We start from the raw sequence: 16,044 nt of genomic DNA, 5'->3' as shown, positions 1-16,044 counted from the left end.
TCTCCCGTGAAAAACGACAGCTCTCGTTTTCGTGCGAACCCAAAAGATGCACATCCGATCCCGGCATACTTTTTTGGTCTCGAGAGAGACATCTCGATCAAGGATCTATTTACATGACGGATAATCTGAAAATCATCCTGACCGCCTGTGGATGCCCCGGCGCATCCACGTTGATTCGGATGCTGAAGGAGGTTCCGGATAGAGACATAACGATCATCGGGACCGATACCGACGAGGAAGCGGTGGGTCGATTTCTGGTCGACGATTTCTATCAGGTTCCTCACGGCCAATCCGACGAATACATCCCCGCGATGTTGTCCATCGTCGAGACCGAGGAACCGGACGTGCTTTTTCCGGAGTCGACGTTCGAAGTCCATCCACTCGCGGAACACCGGGAGAAGTTTGAGTCTCTCGGGACCGAAGTCGTCGTCTCCGATCCGGAGGCAATCCAGACGGCCAACAACAAATTCGAGATGTACCAGGCGATCTCCGAACAGACCGACGTAGATCTGCCAGAGTACTCTCTAGTCCAGAGCCACGAGGAATTCCGCGCGGCCGCCGATGAACTGGGCTATCCCGACGAACCGATCGTGTTCAAACCGCCCGTTGGGAAGGGGAGCCGGGGCGTCCGAATTATCGATCCCGAAGTCGACCGTCGCGAACTCCTGTTAGAAGAGAAACCTAACAGTCTCTATATCGACATGGAAGAGGTTGAGCAAATCTTCGCCGACAAACCATTCCCCGAACTGCTCGTCATGGAGTACGTCGGCGGCGAAGAGGAGACAGCCGACTCCCTCTGTCTGCGGGGCGACGAACTCCTGACATCGTTCAAAACCGTCGAGGACGCACGCTGGGGCGTCATCGTCCGTGGCGAGCTGGTCGAACGACCGGAGCTGCTGACGATGACGCAAAAAATTCTGGACGCGATTCCACTCAGCTACTGCGTCAATTTACAGTTCATCGACGGAAAGTTGATAGAGATTAATCCTCGGGTGTCGACATTCATTTATCAACGGGATTTCCTACAGGCATATCTCGCGATACAACTCGCGCTGGACGAGGTCTCAAATGAGGACGTCCGAAGCTATCGAGACGATATCGACTACGGACGACGGATGGTCAGGTATATGGATCAAGTCTTTCATACGGACGGTAACCGACTACTATGAGTACACTGTCGTACGATAACGTTTTGGCGCTATCCCCACACACCGACGACGCCGAGTTGGGGGCCGGCGGAACGCTCTCGAAACTAAAACGGAGCGGGGCCAATATCACGGTATTCGGGTTTTCGGCACCCAGAGACGTGAATCGAACAGAGTTCAAAGCGTCGACCGATGTCTTGGGAGTCGACGAGATCGAAATATTTGATTTCGAGACCCGACGATTCCCCTCGAGTAGGCAGGATCTCCTTCAGTTGCTGTACGACTACGATCAAGAGTACAAACCGGACCTCGTGTTGACGCCGTCCACGAACGACTTACATCAGGATCATCAGGTCGTGACTGAGGAGGCGATGCGGGCTTTCAAAAGCTCGACCATCTTCGGCTACGAGCTTCCGTGGAACAACATCCACTTCGACCAGAACTGCTTCGTCGAGCTCGAGGATATCGATCTCGAGATAAAACTCGAGATGCTCCGAAAGTACGAATCGCAGATCGATCGTCGAGATTACTTCGAGGAGGACTACCTTCGAGGGCTTGTTCGGACTCGGGGGGTCCAGATCGGATCGCAGTTCGCCGAGGGGTTCGAAGTTATCCGTCTCGTCATGAACTGAGCCAGTGACTCCTGAATCGAGGACATTGTAGCAGTATTCTCTCAGAAACAGCTCCGAAACCGCATATCGAACGTGTATAAAGACGAGTCTCGTCAGTTTTGTAACGCTGTAACGAGAACCGATGCGAGTATCAGTCCGAGCAACAGCAGGGATACAGAACTGCTGAAGAGGAAACTCATCGGATCGCCTCCGTGGAGGAGCCACCCCGTGACAAAGCCAGATTCCGCGATTTCGCCCAATATCACACCGAGAACCGGGCTCACGAGTGGATAGTCGTACTTGACGAAGAGGACGCCGAGCAAGCCGAACAGTAGCACGAACCACAGATCAAACAGGGAGTTTCGAACGGCAAATCCGCCGACGACGGCCAACACGACCACAGCGGGGATGATATACTTCGGCGGCGTGTACGCGAGTTTTCCGAAATACCGCGAGCCGGGGATCCCGTAGACGAGTATGAGTACGTTCCCGACGAAAAGCGAGAGGATCATCGCGTAGACGATGGCTCCGGATCGATCGAACAGCCCCGGCCCCGGCTGTAACCCGTGAATCGCGATCGCCCCTAACAGCGCGGCCGTCGAGCCGCTGCCGGGGATACCGAGCGTGAGCGTCGGAATGAGCGCCCCGCCTTGGGTCGCGTTGTTGCTCGAATCCGCGGCAATGACGCCCTCGATGATTCCCGTCCCGAACTCGTCTTTGCGGTCAGCACTCGCCCATCGACGCGCCTCGTTGTACGAGACGAAGTTGGCCACGTCCGCGCCCGCCCCTGGAAGCGAACCGATGAATGTCCCGATGAGCGTCCCCCGAAGGAAGGCGACAGGCCGATCGATCACCGCCCGTGCGGCCATTTTGATCTGGTCGACGCCTCCCTCGATCCCGACTGCGTCCCGTTTGACGGTCCCGCGGAGGGCCAACTGTAACATCTCCGCCAGGACGAACAGGCCGATGAGGACGACGACGAAATCCACGCCGTCCCGAAGGATGGTTACTCCGAAGGTCGCACGGGGTTGGGCCCGCTGCGGATCGCTTCCGATGGTCGCGACGAGTAACCCGAACGCCCCGCCGAGCAGCGCCTTCTGAAGCGAGGAGCCCTTCGCGGCCGGAATGATCGTGAGTGCGAACACCGCCAAGAGGAACATCTGCGGCGGACCGAAATCGAGCGCGAACGACGCCATCGCCGGCCCGACGACGAGGAGAAACATCGCCGCGATCACGCCGGCGAGCCCGGAGACGATCGCCGAGACTGCGAGCGCGTAGACCGCCTGCCCGCGCTTCGTGAACTCGTAGCCGTCCCAGCACGTGACGACCGATCCCGGTGCTCCGGGCGTGTTGATGAGAATCGACGGAATCGATCCCCCGTAGACGGCCCCGCCGTACGCCGAGACCAAGAAGATCAGCGCCGGCGCGGGATCGAACGGGATCGTGACGGGCGTGAACAGGATGATCGTCATCGTCGCCGAAAACCCCGGGATCGCCCCGAACACGATTCCCAGCGCGACGCCGAGACAGATCGCGAGTATCACTGCCGGATCTGCTAACACGGAGAGGCCGCCCAGGATAGACGCCGGTGCGACGACCCCGATCATGGAAGCGGCACCCTGAGCCAGAAGATGAATACGAGCCACAGCAGGAGCGTACAGCCGACCGAGTAGGCGATGACCCGGAGTCGGTTACGTTCGCCGAAGAGGATCACGGCCGCCGCGAGAAACGGGGCCGTCGCGAGCGCGAACGGGACGACGTACAACGCGAGCACGTATCCGGTGGAGAGGAGCAACAATCCGATCGACGATCGGACGTTGAAGTGTGACTTCTCGGTCGCTTCTTTTGAGGCCGGCGACGCATCACTGTCGCCGTGTTTCTCCGCCGGAGCATCGGTTCGGCCCTGTGGGTGTTCCCGCTCGGCGACGGCGCTTTCGACCCCCCAGACGACCGATCGCCTCGACTCGGATCGTGATCGCGTCGGCTCACCGTCGGCACCGGTGTCGATCGACACCGCGTGTCCACCTATCGTGACCACCGCTACCACCGCAGTCGCGTATAGGAGCGGGTCGGCGTACAGCAGGGATTCGTTCGGCAATCCACGCGTCTCGAGGAAATACGCCGAGCAAAAGAGGAGTACGAGCAGCGGAAACAGCAACTCGCCGGTGTCGATGTGGAGATCGAACCGGCGGTTTCGGAGCGTGATCGTCGGGAGCGTGACGTGTGCGTCGTCGGCTGTCATTGTGCGTCTCGATCTCCGGAATCGACGGGTCAGAACCGATCGAACAGCGGTTCGAACTCTTCCATGAACTCGGAGTAGCTTTCGACTTCCGTCGCCGTCGATTCCGGATCGTTGTACTCGAGAATCTCGTCGAGGCCACCTTGTTCTTCCGCTCTGGCGTGGAACGCATCCCGCTCGAACACCTCGGCGTACGAATCCACGAGCGCCTCGTAGCGATCCGGGTACTCATCTTCGAGCCCCCCGGGGGCCACGATCAGTTTCCACTGGCCGAATCCCTCCTCGACGAGTGGGATTTCGTCGAGTCCCAGCTCGCCAAAGGCGGGTGCCGGCCACAGCTCTTGTCCTCCGGAGTCGTGCGTGCCGAGGGCGATCACGTCGCCGACGTGATCGGGGTTGAACGCCCACGGCTGATTGACCGCGGCGTCGACGTCCCCGGCGAGCGTCGCCTGTCGGGTGGGCGTCCCGCCTTCCAGGTTAACGAGGTTGAACTCGAGATCGTCGTAGGTGTCCTCGACGAGCAGCGCGGACAGCGCCGTGTTGCCGATGGCGGCGGTGGTCCCGACGGTGACCTCGTTCTCACGGGCGTACTCGATGAACTCGGCCATGTCCTCGTAGGGACTCCCCGGCGGCGCGAACCACATCGTCGGATCGAGGTGGTGGGTGCCGACGTAGTCGAAGTCGTCCATCCCGTAGGGGGCGTCCTGAAAGAGCCACGTCGCCTGCATCTGCGGCATGTTCCACATCGCGACGGTGTAACCGTCCGGATCGGCGTTGTACAGTCGCTCCCCGCCGACTTGCGTCGACCCGCCGGAGTAGTTCTGGACGACGAAGTCGGCGCCAAGCGTCTCGGCCCACGTGGGCGTCGTCGCTCTCGTCGCGCGGTCCGTGCCGCCCCCCTGTGACCAGGGGACGATGACCTCGATCCGGCCGTCCGGATAGCTCCCGTCGGATCCGGATCCGGCGATGTCCTGACAACCGGCGAGGCCCGTCAACCCGACGATACCGACGGACTGCAGCAGGCGTCGGCGAGTCGGACGGTCGTGTGTTTCGTTCGTGCTCATTGTGTATGTCCCGTCCCTCGGTGTGACTACGTGAGCCGTTTCGCCGACGTGATATAAATTTTCCTCTTACAGGACAATAGTGTCCTCATAAGGAAATTATCGGAACATATATTTCCCACATATTAGTCGAGTCGTCCCGCGAAGTCCGTCATCGACTCCCGTATGAGATCCTGGGTGAACTGCAGTCCGCCGACGGGAACGTCGACGACCTGCTCGAGCGTTACAGCCGCGATCGGCCCGCAGACGATCCCGTCGATCCCGTCTCGATCCGCCTGCACGCCCTTGATGATCTCGTCTTCGATGGTCTGTGCTGGCAGCGGTTTGATCGTGTACGTCTCGCCGCCCGCCTCGATGCTCGACGGGGCCCGATCGCAGGCACCCCTCGTCGTGATCAGGCCGATCGTCCGCCCGCCGTACCCTTCCTCCTCGCGCAGCGCGGCCGTGATCGACTGCAGCGTTTCGACCCGGACGTTCGTCCGATCCCCGCTCGTGATCTTGTACAGCGTGCTCTCCGAGAGGTCGTGCCGCTTGGCAAACTCCTTGACAGTGAGGCCGCACGCGTTGATCGCCGCCTCCAACGTCGAACTGAACTCCTCGGTCCCCGCCGCCAGCTGGACGTCTCGCCACATATTGAGCGACGGTTGGTGTTTCAGCCAATTAACCTATTGGTTGCGAGAAGATGTTACGTGACACCCGCCTGTGGTTCAAACGTATCGCAGGCGTGAACATGAGACGTCCGTCATCGAATGAGATCGGTGAAACCGCACGTGGAGACTTCGCTCAACCGTAGGGATCGACTCGTTCGACGAGACCGTCGAAGTCCGAATCGAAGCTGCAAACGACGTCGAATCCGCGCGATTCGCAGAGGCGAATCGTCATCGCGTCGGTGAAACTGAGATCGTGGTCGGCGTATCGGCGGTATATATCGAGCGTCTCGGTGACATCATCTGGGACCGTGTGACAGAGCTCGACGACGGCTGGATACGGACCCGTCCCGCAAACCCGCTTGGCGAGTGAATTCGCCGCCTCGAACGATCCCGTTCGAGCACGAGTGAGTGTGATCGCCTCGTCGAGAACGTAGTCGCTGGTGTAGGGCTGTCCGTACCGGCCGTCCAAGATCTCGTCGAAGACCCGGACCGCATCCTCGTGACGGTCGGCGTCCACGTCGTGGTGAGCGTAGAACACGCCCGTATCGACGAACACGCTCATCCGTACAGGATGTCGTCGATATCCGCTTCGCGAGTCACCACGCCGGAGGAGATCGTCCCCGCGTGGAACGCCTCGCGTTCAGATTCGGAGACCGGCACGCGCTCGTCACGAAACGAATCGATGAGTCGAGCCTTCGATTCGATCGCATCCTCGACGAGCCGCGTCAGTATCTCCTGTTGGGTCACGCGGTTGCCCGTCCGGAGTTTAATCTCGGCTTGGAGCCGCTCAAGTCGTTCTTTGGTTTCGTCGTCCATTTTCACCGACGTGGCCATGCAGTTGGTAGTATCCTCTTCTAAGTAAACGTTTCCACCGAATCGCCGCTGTCGTGTGTGACAGCCTCGCCGCGCTAATTCGCGCCGCTGCCTCGAATGTTCCGTACAGTGCGATACTGAAGACGCGCGCCGAAACCGCACAGCGATCGCGATCAGTGCCGGGGTGAGAGAAGATATCGAAGCACCGTCGCACACGCCGGCCCGGAAAAGCGAAACTGACTTTCCGGAGAGCGCGCTACCATGGGGAAAGTGACCGACGACCGCACGGGGGTGTACGAAGACACGGCAGCGTTTCTCGACGAGCGCGACGATGGCGAGCGCGTCGTCGAGGCGCTGTTGGCGGTCGGCGACGGGGCGGAGACGTGGGAGTTCGACGATGTCGAGCTTGATTCGGGAACGTTCGGGGAGGTCGTGTCATCGGATATCGTCGAGAAGGTCGACGGCGCGTATCACATTGTAGATCGGGAGGCCGTCCGGGCGGCACTGGAGGGTGAGGCGTTCGTGGACGCGAACGAGGGCGACGCCGGGTTCACCGTCGATTTCGACGTCGAGTGGCCCACCGTCGCGGGGCTCGTGGGCGCGCTCGTCGTGTTGGTGGCGGCGCGAACGTTTCACTACAAGTCGGTGTTCGTCGAAGGCCGCGTGGTGTCGCCGGGGAACGATCCGTACTTTTTCCGCTACTGGCAGGAACAGCTGATCGCACAGTCGTCGGGACCGTTCGATTTCGGCGTGCTGGTGAACCCACCCTGGGACGACGGCAGTTTCAATCAACGGCCGCTCACGCATGCGACGAACTGGTGGTTCACCGAACTGCTGGGCGGCGATCAGTGGGCGGCGGACATGGTGGCGGCGTTTTTGCCGTTGGTGTTTACAATCATTCTGGCAATCGCGCTGTACTATCTGGCGTTGCTGTTGACGCGGGATTATCGCGTCGGCGTCGCGTCGGTGTTGGTGCTGGCGCTCGCGCCGGTACACGCCAACTACACCGGCCTGGGATTGCTGCACCACCGATACAATCAGTATCTGTGGTTCGGACTGATTCTGGTGACACTCGCGTGGCTCGGGGTCGATTTCACGCGGCGTCGAGAGATGGTCGGGACGGATGAAGCGATCTCTGGACATCTGAACGCTCGGAAGACGTGGCTCGTCGCGTTCGCCTTCGGGCTGGTCTTCGCCGCGTGGACGCACTCGTGGGGCGGGTCGCTGGAGCTGTTCGTCGGGCTGGGAGCGTTCGTCGGGCTTCGGGTCTCTATGGACGTTCGAGACGGCGTGTCGCCGGGGCGTGTTAATTTGCCGCTTGTATTTGGATTCGGTGTCGGGGCAGCGTTGGCGATGGCGCTGCATCTCGGTCTGGGATGGCATGGGATTCCCGCACCGGCGCTGGCCGTGGTGACGTTTCTTGGCGTCGTCGGAGTCGTCGGGTTGGGGGAGCTGTGGGCGAAGCAGGGGTGGTCGGCTCGGTCGTTGCTCGTCGTGCAGCCGGTGATTGCGGTGGTCGGTGTCGTGGGGGCGCTGCTCGCCGTCGGAGAGATACAGGCGGTCGTAGACAGAGTTCTCCGAAGTATCGGACCGAGTTCGGCCCCGAGCTGGCAGGTGAGCACGCAAAGCCAGTCGCTGTACTCGGCGGATCTATTCTACCTGTACGGCCCGGTCGCGCACATCGGCATCGAATTCTACATCGGATTGGCGATGCTCGCGTGGTGTCTCTATTACGTGTATCGAGAGTACGACCCTGCCTGGTTGTTGATTTCGGTACTCACGGTACACTACGTGATCGTCGCCGGGATACTGGCGCGGTTTGCGGGTCGGTTAGTGATTGTTATTTCGGTGCTAAGTAGTCTCGGAGTCGTATATCTGCTGTCGGTCGTTGATTTGGCCCGAGAGCCCGTGCTGTTCGAGCGAATGGGGGGACGACAGATGGGGGAAAAAGTTGGGTCGGCAGTTAGATCGCTGGAGCTCCGTCGAGCCGGCTTGATTTTTGGGGTGGTATTGTTGGTGTCCAGCGCCAGTCTGTTGTACCTCCCGACGATGATGGGACAGATCACTCATGATCGAGCGCACGTCGAAACGGCGATGGAGATCTCCGAGCACGCCGAGTCGCTGGATCGGGAATATCCCGAGAACCACGTGCTTGCACCCTGGGCGGAGTATCGGATGTACAATTACTACGTAAGTGGAGAATCAGCAGATGAAAGTCTTGGACGATATGTATATACACCATTGTTTGTTGATGAGAGTATCGATGAGAGGTTAGAATGGCTCGATGACCGGATTGGGTATCTCGTTTTGGCAGACCCACCAGTGAGTATTCCCGAAAAGCGCGCTCAGCCCCGATTGACAGACCAACTTGGAGTACCCGATGATCGTTTCGAATCCCTCGAACGATACCGATTGATCTATCTCAATGCTGATGCCAATATCGCGCTCTTCTCTGTCGTTCCAGGTGCTCATATTGAACTTAACGGCGTTGAACGAGATATTACTGTTGCCGAAGCCGAGGTCTCCGTTCAAGATCGAACATTTACTTATTCGCGAGAAGTCGCAGTCACTGACGATGGCGTCGCAAACATGACAGTTCCGTATCCAGGAACTTACGAGATTAATGGAGAGCGTGTTGAGGTTTCAGAGCGGGACGTTATGCATGGGAACTCAATTAGCGTGGGGGAATGACATCCAGCAAGATCTGCTATGGTGGCTGATTTGTACGAATTTAATGGATCTACAACGCCTTTCTGATACTTCTGCCTCGCCAGTTAATCGCTCAAGTCAATTTGGACAACACTAAACCAGCCAATGCCCTCGGTGAGAAACGAATGAGTTTGTCGTCTAAGTTGGGAACTCGTTTCAAAATTGAGTTTGTCGGGCGTTTCATTGCGGTTGTTTCTGGCGCAGTCTTGACTGTTGTGCTGGCACGACTATTGGGTTCCGATAGCTATGGGCTTTTTTCGCTAACTATTTCCATTTTAGCGATCGCTCAAATTTTCAGTCGGCTGGGGATATCCAAATCTGCTGCCCGATACATCGCCGAATACAAGGAAATCAACGCTGGACAAATCCCACATATATTAAAATATTCTTTTTTGTATACTATCGTTTCGATTTTACTGGTTTGCATAGTGTTTGTCATCGGCCATCGGTACTTCGCTAGTCTTCTCAATGAACCTGATCTCGCCCCTCTGTTGCTGGCAGGGGTACTCATCGTCGTATTCGAAACGTTGAACCGCTACGCTCGAACCATTCTTCATGGGTTCGAGAAGATCCAAGCGGGTGCTATTCTTCACTCTATCGACCGCATACTTCGATTCGGTGTAGTTATTATATTTGTAATACTTGGGTACGGGGCTCTTGGTGCTCTTTTCGGGTACGCTCTCGCGTTCATGGTTTCGAGTAGTGTTGGATTGCTCTATATTTATTTCAAGTTTTATCGCGACATCGAGCGTAGTCAGATGGAGAGTATCATACCAAAACAGATTCTCGAGTATGCTCTTCCGCTAACAGCGACCAACACAGGTAACGCGATTGATCGACGGGTTGACTCAATTTTGGTCGGGTTCTTTGTCGGGCCAGTTGGTGTCGCGTATTATGTCGTCAGCAAGCAGATAGTAAACTTCGTTAGGATGCCTGTTGACGCACTTGGTTACACTCTTGAACCGACATACAAATCGCAACAGGCGAAAGGGAATACGGGGACTGCTGCGAGGATGTATGAGGAAGCACTCTCGCATGGACTTCTCATGTATACACCGATCGCAGCAGGAATAGCACTAATCGCGGAACGATTAATTCAACTGATATTCGGGGGTGAGTATCTCGGCGCAGTGCCGGTTCTGCGCATCATGGCGGCTTATGCGCTGCTGTTGGTGATATCTTCTCTCTCGAGTGGTGCTCTCGATTACCTCGGACGTGCCCGTGCGCGAGCGATTATCCGAACAGTAAGTGCTGTGGCAAACGTTGTTCTGAACATTATCCTGATTCCCCGGTTCGGCGTCGAAGGTGCAGCTATCGCAACTGTCGTAACGTATTCAGCTTACACTTTCGCCACGGTCTATCTTATGTTATCCGAACTCGAATTGAGGGTCAATTGGTTGTTCCGTCGGCTCGTGAGTATCTTCGCGATTACTGGGGTGATGTCCGGTATTGTTTGGGTTCTCATGGATTATGTAGAGGGCATCCTAACTCTGGGCTTGGTCGTCTCAGTTGGTGCATTAGTTTGGGCAATATTATCAGTAATATTCGGACTACTCGACGTTAGAAGAATTGTTTCCCTGATCAAGTAAGATCTGCACACTCAATATTGACAGGCGATTATTCGAGATACTGATTCCAAGAAGAGTGTAAAACTACTTGTGTATTCATAAGTAGGCCCACATATGGGCAAGACGGTCGTTATTGGGCTTGATGCTTTTCACACAGATCTCCTTGAATTCACTCCCTACATCGAGTCATTATATAACGAAAATTTGAGCGGTGAACTGGAGAGTACCCAACCACCCGTCACAGCTCCTGCCTGGGCGTCTTTTCAGACGGGAAAAAATCAAGGCAAACACGGTGTGTACGACTTTATCACGTTCAACGAGGACTTTGATCCTGAATTTTTGGATGGAACTGCGCTCCGTACCAAACCGTTCTATGAATCCTTAGATGAACATGGGTTCGATTGCTGTCTGTTTAATCTACCATTTTCTCTACCGGCCCGAATTGAGGGTGATATTGTGCCCTCCTGGCTCGACGCGGACGACCGCCCGCCAGTTCCGAGAGATCTGTACGATACATATGGGATCAAACCGCCAGAGTACCCTACGCTGAAGGGAAATCCTCTCGAATGTATTCGAAAATTAAAAGACTCGTTCGAACACAACCGGGACCAATTCCTCAAAGTGCTCCGTGCAGATGATCATGACTTCCTTTTTCAGTTGGTGAGTGAGACGGACTGGCTTCAGCATCAGGCGTATCTGGATCTCGTGAGACATCCCGAAAAGAAGACCGCCGAGAAAGCCCGAGAACTCCTGCGTGTAGTTGATGAATACGTTCGAACACTCGACTCAACACTGGATGATGACGACACGCTACTTTTGATGAGTGACCATGGGTTCCAAGTATTCGATCGACAGTTCTACATCAACGATTGGCTTGAAGCGAATGGGTATCTAGAGTTTGGTGAGACTCACATCGGTTCCAAGAACGAAATCGGAGGTTCAATTAATATCGGTGGGCTTGGACGCTTCCTCTTCCAGCAAGAGTGGCTTCATCCCGTCCTCCGACCAATCCGAAATTTCGCAACTAGTTCTTTGGACATTGATGTCTCCTTCGAGGCTGGTATCGATACCGAACAATCGTCAGCTTACTGCCGATCAAAAGATGAGGCTGCAATCCGTCTCTCCCCAGCGGTAGCAGAGACTGAAAAAAAACGGCTCATTGACAACCTAGTTTGTGATCTTCAAGACGTATCTGGAGTTCGCGCGTACCGACGTGAGGATGTCTATGAGGGAAAGTTCACGGATGAAGCCGGTGAAATAATACTCGCTTCGGAGACGTGTAAAATTTGGCGAGGACCCGTCGGACAGATCTGGCGTGAATCTCTGAAAGACCATCATAGTTCTAATGGGATGTTTGTTGCTGTCGGTGTACCCTCTAGTGATGACGGTCCAATTGCGGCATCACTACTTGATATTGCACCCACTCTTTTAATTAAATACGAAATCCCAATACCGATCGATACAGATGGTGAGATACTACCTGAATATCCTACTGAAGAACCGGAGTTCATTTCCGTAGATGAATATACACCACAGTTCGTTTCTGATGAAGTGTCGTCGTATGATGGCGTTCAACGGCGGCTTGAAGATCTGGGGTATCTCTGAATATTGATCAACTCATAATGTTTAAGAAGTAATATTATACATCGATGAGTTAGTCATACCCGATAATACGTTAATGAGTTATCCCCACTATTGTAAAGTTGGCTTTTATTATCAACCGGCAAATGCTTAAGCGGGAATGCCCCATGAACTACCATCCGCTGATCATTATACTCAACTTCATATTGTGCATGCTTAGTATGAATGTATTTACGATTGACAATTATTGATGGCTGATATAGAGACGCTGGTTCATTATAATCAATGTATAGGGTACGTGAAGATACATCGTAATATCGAGAAAATATCGCAGATAGTCGGCGATCAGTTATAATATCAAGATCGCCTTGATAACGTTCAGAGTGCTCAATCAGTTCTTGGTCCTGATCAGATATGCTCAGACTCTCAGCTCCCGGAGCATCATCAAGGAATGGCTGATCGGGCGCACCCGCATGGTTTCCTACCATCAAGACAGTATATGGGGATATAAACAGGAGTAGAACTACAAACCCAATCACCATTTCTGATCTTCCAGTCCATTTATATCGCATCTCTTGAACCAAAACCAATAATCCGGGGCCGGCTAGTATAGTTAACGGGAGATACAAAAATGCCCACCATCTATTCGGTAAGAGGTTGCGGAGTCCGATAGCAGGACCGGCGAGTGTCACCGCGAGTAGCGCTGTAACAATTCCACTCAAAAGAACGCCTGTAAAGAATTCACGGTTTGTTCGTTGCATAGACAACCAATACAGTGCGCCGAAAACGGCGAGCAGGAGAAGGAGTGCTGATCCGGTTACCTGTAAAAGAGTGAGAGCCGCCGCCCCACTTGGACTAATCGTCGGATCCTGTGGCAACTTAATTTCTGAACGGGTTAAAGCACCCATAGATAGTAGCGCAGCCAGTAAATTACCGAGAACTACATCAAAGAAGCTTGCTTCTCCACTTGGTCCGCTATATTTCGTGACAATAAAGTCCACGAACATTGAAAAGCCAGCTACTAGCCCGAGATTTAACGCGGTCTCGGAGAGTTCCATTCGGTAGATAAGTATAACGAGGGTTAGGACCCCTATCGCAGTGATTCCAATAAACAGGCTGACTTGGTGAGTAAACATCAGTGAAACAATAAAGGAAATAACGAGCCCGTACTGACGTTTCTCTTTTAGATTGGTGTACTTCACTAACGAGAACAAAAGGAGTGCGAAGAATACAACGCCGAGCGAAGTTGGAATTACTTGAATTCCCCAATTGATCGCAAAATCAGCCGTGACGTACAGCCATCCGGCGATCAATCCGACCTGTCGATTCCAGAACGCAGACGTGATTGAATAGACGATAATTACAGGTAAAACGGTAACGGCGAGAAGTACAGTAAGTGCGATTGCATCTCGAGTTGGAACGCTATAGGTGAGTTCACCAACGGCTACCAAGATGTGGTAAAAAGGGGAATAAAAATACTTATTCGTTGAGAAAACTATTAGTGATCCTTCCTGCGCGGTAGTTTGTACAAAGTGACTATGGGAATATATATCGACACCGCTATACAGGGCGCTGTTATAATATGAAGTCAGCCTGTTTGTAATCCCTATAAGCAGAATCGTCAAGAGTCCGATCGTCTCATGAGAGCTACTAAGGATGAAAAGTGCTGAGAAGACGTAGGCTGCGAACGTAAAATAGAACACGATATTAGTTCGATGAAATCCCGAAGCACGGTACTGGAGTATGAGTAGGGAACAAAGTACAAAGATGACTACTAAAATCGCTTTCAAATAGGTAGTTTCCAGTATGACCATCTTGATCTCTGTATGAGGACGGAGCAGGTAGAAAGCGCTTACTGCACCGATGAGAACTAACGGATAGAGTATTGTATACGGATTTCGAACGATGGTTGAGAAGTATAATCCGATGAACCCGATGATGATTAGCAACGGGCCAAGAATTTGAGGGCGGATAAGCTGTTCTATCCATTTGTTCGGCTCTAAATTATTCATGATTATACTGGTTCATACACATGGACAATAGATACCTCTATACTCCTCAACCACTATCTGTTTAAGTATTTTTGACCATCTGATTATTGGCAAGATCTGAGTACTACCTCCATCTGGTCCTGAACTTTTTCGACTATATTGAGCTAGTTCTGGATTCCTTTGGATTTATTATGACGTTTAGTAACTGTTCCGATTTGATTACTTGCTTGGGTTCAATTATTGATAACTACTTCTTGCTATTGCTTTTTATTCGATTATATCTCTTCTGGATTTCCTTGATGCTCAAGGAGAATGATTCTGATTGGTTGATCTATTTTGGCGCTCTATGCTCTATTGATAAATCACTTCATATAATCATTTATAAATATGATCTATTATAGTGGGGCAATATGTTGTAATGCGAAATCCTTACCAACAGGACAGGAGATAATTTGGTAATGAAAGTACTACAAATAGGCCCTTTACCACCGTCTGTCGGGGGTAAAACAAGCGGTGGGGTTCATACGCACGTTTGGCAGCTATCAAAGAAATTGGTAGAGCAAGGGCATGATGTTGCTGTCTTTGCTGAAAATATTATTACTAAAACGTCTAAGCCGAAAATAATTGATGGTGTTTCTATTTTTGGAATGAACCCGGAATCTTTATTCAGATCTTTATTTTTAGATGAAAATTTGACTAATATAAAATACCTTACGCGTAAGTTTGATCAATTTTCTATTACTGACAAGTTGAAATATATACTGTATTTTTTAAACGCAAAGCAGTCCACGATAGGATGGAATCCACATATAGTTCATGTCCACCATATACAACAACGCTTCCCGATAGCTAGATGCATAGCAGAACAGACACCACTTATAACATCCGTACATAGTTTTACCAGTATTGAGGCTACGGATGATGAAGTTAGTCAAATGATGTATGACCTTATTAGGAATAATATATATGAAGCAGATCATCTGATATTCATCAGCGAGAAACTCCGAAATGATGCGGAGATTTATTTCGATTGCCTTCCAGAAAATTCTAGAGTTATACTTAACCCAGTGGATGTCGGTTATATATCGTCAGATGGTGTGGCTCCCGATGCATATCGTGATTATGATTATAATATTATGTTTGTAGGGGATTTAATTAAAAGAAAAGGAGTGTATGTATTGATTGATGCAGTTGAACAATTAATAAAACAATATCCGCAGATGGGTGTCCATATTTTTGGCGATGGTGGGGAGAGAAAACAAGTAGAAAATCAAATAGATCAAAGGGGACTTGATCAAATACACCTGCATGGTTATGTTGAAAATATATCAAAATATTACAGTCATTCTGATTTAATGGTTTTGCCAAGTGAGGGTGAATCGTTTGGGTTAGTTTTTATTGAGGCGATGATAAACGGTATTCCTGTAATTGGTACAACAAATGTTCCTGAAGAGGTAATACCATCTAATGAAGTTGGTTATAGAGTACCACCCAAAAACCCTCAAATACTTTCGGAAACAATTGATGATGCCCTGTCAAGATCATGGGATAAAAGAAAGATCCAATCATTTGCCGAGACTTTCTCCTGGAGAGAGAATATTGATGAATTTGAAAACATATATCAGCAGTCATTACCTAATCTACGTTAGTCATAATTGACTTTTAGTGAAATGATT

The 16,044-nt window shown here is 52.6% G+C and carries 13 protein-coding genes; 6 read left to right on the top strand and 7 right to left on the bottom strand.

Annotation, left to right across the window (positions count from 1 at the left end):
• The first annotated feature begins 113 nt into the window (after window positions 1-113).
• Window positions 114-1,169, top strand: coding sequence for an ATP-grasp domain-containing protein (locus tag DM868_RS08590; protein WP_137276471.1), 1,056 nt, complete (start codon window positions 114-116; stop codon window positions 1,167-1,169).
• On the top strand, window positions 1,166-1,777 hold the full coding sequence (locus DM868_RS08585) for a PIG-L deacetylase family protein (protein ID WP_137276470.1): 612 nt from the start codon (window positions 1,166-1,168) through the stop codon (window positions 1,775-1,777). Before DM868_RS08590 ends, DM868_RS08585 begins: the two co-directional genes overlap by 4 nt.
• 92 nt (window positions 1,778-1,869) lie before the next feature.
• Here the strand turns inward: DM868_RS08585 and DM868_RS08580 are convergent, their stop codons facing one another.
• The 6 genes from DM868_RS08580 to DM868_RS08555 all read right to left on the bottom strand — a co-directional run bounded on the left by DM868_RS08580 (window position 1,870) and on the right by DM868_RS08555 (window position 6,540).
• Window positions 1,870-3,363 (bottom strand): tripartite tricarboxylate transporter permease, encoded by a 1,494-nt coding sequence (locus tag DM868_RS08580; protein WP_137276469.1) that lies wholly within the window; start codon window positions 3,361-3,363, stop codon window positions 1,870-1,872.
• Entirely contained in the window at window positions 3,360-3,998 is a 639-nt protein-coding gene (locus tag DM868_RS08575) for a tripartite tricarboxylate transporter TctB family protein (RefSeq protein WP_137276468.1), read from the bottom strand. Before DM868_RS08575 ends, DM868_RS08580 begins: the two co-directional genes overlap by 4 nt.
• Window positions 3,999-4,027: 29 nt before the next feature.
• Window positions 4,028-5,059, bottom strand: coding sequence for a Bug family tripartite tricarboxylate transporter substrate binding protein (locus tag DM868_RS08570; protein WP_137276467.1), 1,032 nt, complete (start codon window positions 5,057-5,059; stop codon window positions 4,028-4,030).
• Window positions 5,060-5,181: 122 nt separating this feature from the next.
• Window positions 5,182-5,688 carry a helix-turn-helix domain-containing protein gene (locus tag DM868_RS08565; protein ID WP_137276466.1) on the bottom strand — a complete coding sequence of 169 codons (507 nt, stop codon included), beginning with the start codon at window positions 5,686-5,688 and terminating at the stop codon, window positions 5,182-5,184.
• Window positions 5,689-5,839: 151 nt separating this feature from the next.
• A complete protein-coding gene (locus DM868_RS08560) occupies window positions 5,840-6,268 on the bottom strand; it encodes a type II toxin-antitoxin system VapC family toxin (RefSeq protein WP_137276465.1) in 429 nt (142 codons plus the stop codon).
• Complete coding sequence (locus DM868_RS08555) at window positions 6,265-6,540, bottom strand: hypothetical protein (RefSeq protein WP_170964465.1); 276 nt, start codon at window positions 6,538-6,540, stop codon at window positions 6,265-6,267. The genes DM868_RS08560 and DM868_RS08555 overlap by 4 nt, the downstream gene beginning before the upstream one ends.
• A 240-nt stretch (window positions 6,541-6,780) precedes the next feature.
• On the opposite strand from DM868_RS08555, the gene DM868_RS08550 reads away from it, so the two are divergent.
• The 3 genes from DM868_RS08550 (at window position 6,781) to DM868_RS08540 (ending at window position 12,401) form a co-directional block, all read left to right on the top strand.
• Window positions 6,781-9,210 (top strand): MFS transporter, encoded by a 2,430-nt coding sequence (locus tag DM868_RS08550; protein WP_137276464.1) that lies wholly within the window; start codon window positions 6,781-6,783, stop codon window positions 9,208-9,210.
• 143 nt (window positions 9,211-9,353) lie between these two features.
• Window positions 9,354-10,817: an oligosaccharide flippase family protein gene (locus DM868_RS08545; protein WP_137276463.1), complete on the top strand. Its 1,464-nt coding sequence runs from the start codon at window positions 9,354-9,356 to the stop codon at window positions 10,815-10,817.
• A 93-nt stretch (window positions 10,818-10,910) separates the two neighbouring features.
• On the top strand, window positions 10,911-12,401 hold the full coding sequence (locus tag DM868_RS08540; protein ID WP_137276462.1) for an alkaline phosphatase family protein: 1,491 nt from the start codon (window positions 10,911-10,913) through the stop codon (window positions 12,399-12,401).
• Between the two features lie 53 nt (window positions 12,402-12,454).
• Here the strand turns inward: DM868_RS08540 and DM868_RS08535 are convergent, their stop codons facing one another.
• The gene (locus DM868_RS08535; RefSeq protein ID WP_137276461.1) at window positions 12,455-14,389 is read right to left on the bottom strand and encodes a hypothetical protein; all 1,935 of its coding nucleotides are present in this window, start codon (window positions 14,387-14,389) and stop codon (window positions 12,455-12,457) included.
• A 437-nt stretch (window positions 14,390-14,826) separates the two neighbouring features.
• On the opposite strand from DM868_RS08535, the gene DM868_RS08530 reads away from it, so the two are divergent.
• Window positions 14,827-16,017: a glycosyltransferase family 4 protein gene (locus DM868_RS08530; RefSeq protein ID WP_137276460.1), complete on the top strand. Its 1,191-nt coding sequence runs from the start codon at window positions 14,827-14,829 to the stop codon at window positions 16,015-16,017.
• Window positions 16,018-16,044 lie beyond the last annotated feature (27 nt).

Origin of the sequence: Natronomonas salsuginis, from assembly GCF_005239135.1 — an archaeon.
Classification (GTDB): Archaea; Halobacteriota; Halobacteria; order Halobacteriales; family Haloarculaceae; genus Natronomonas; species Natronomonas salsuginis.
The sequence above is the reverse complement of the archived record's forward strand: the minus strand, read 5'-3'. Positions and strand labels throughout refer to the sequence as shown.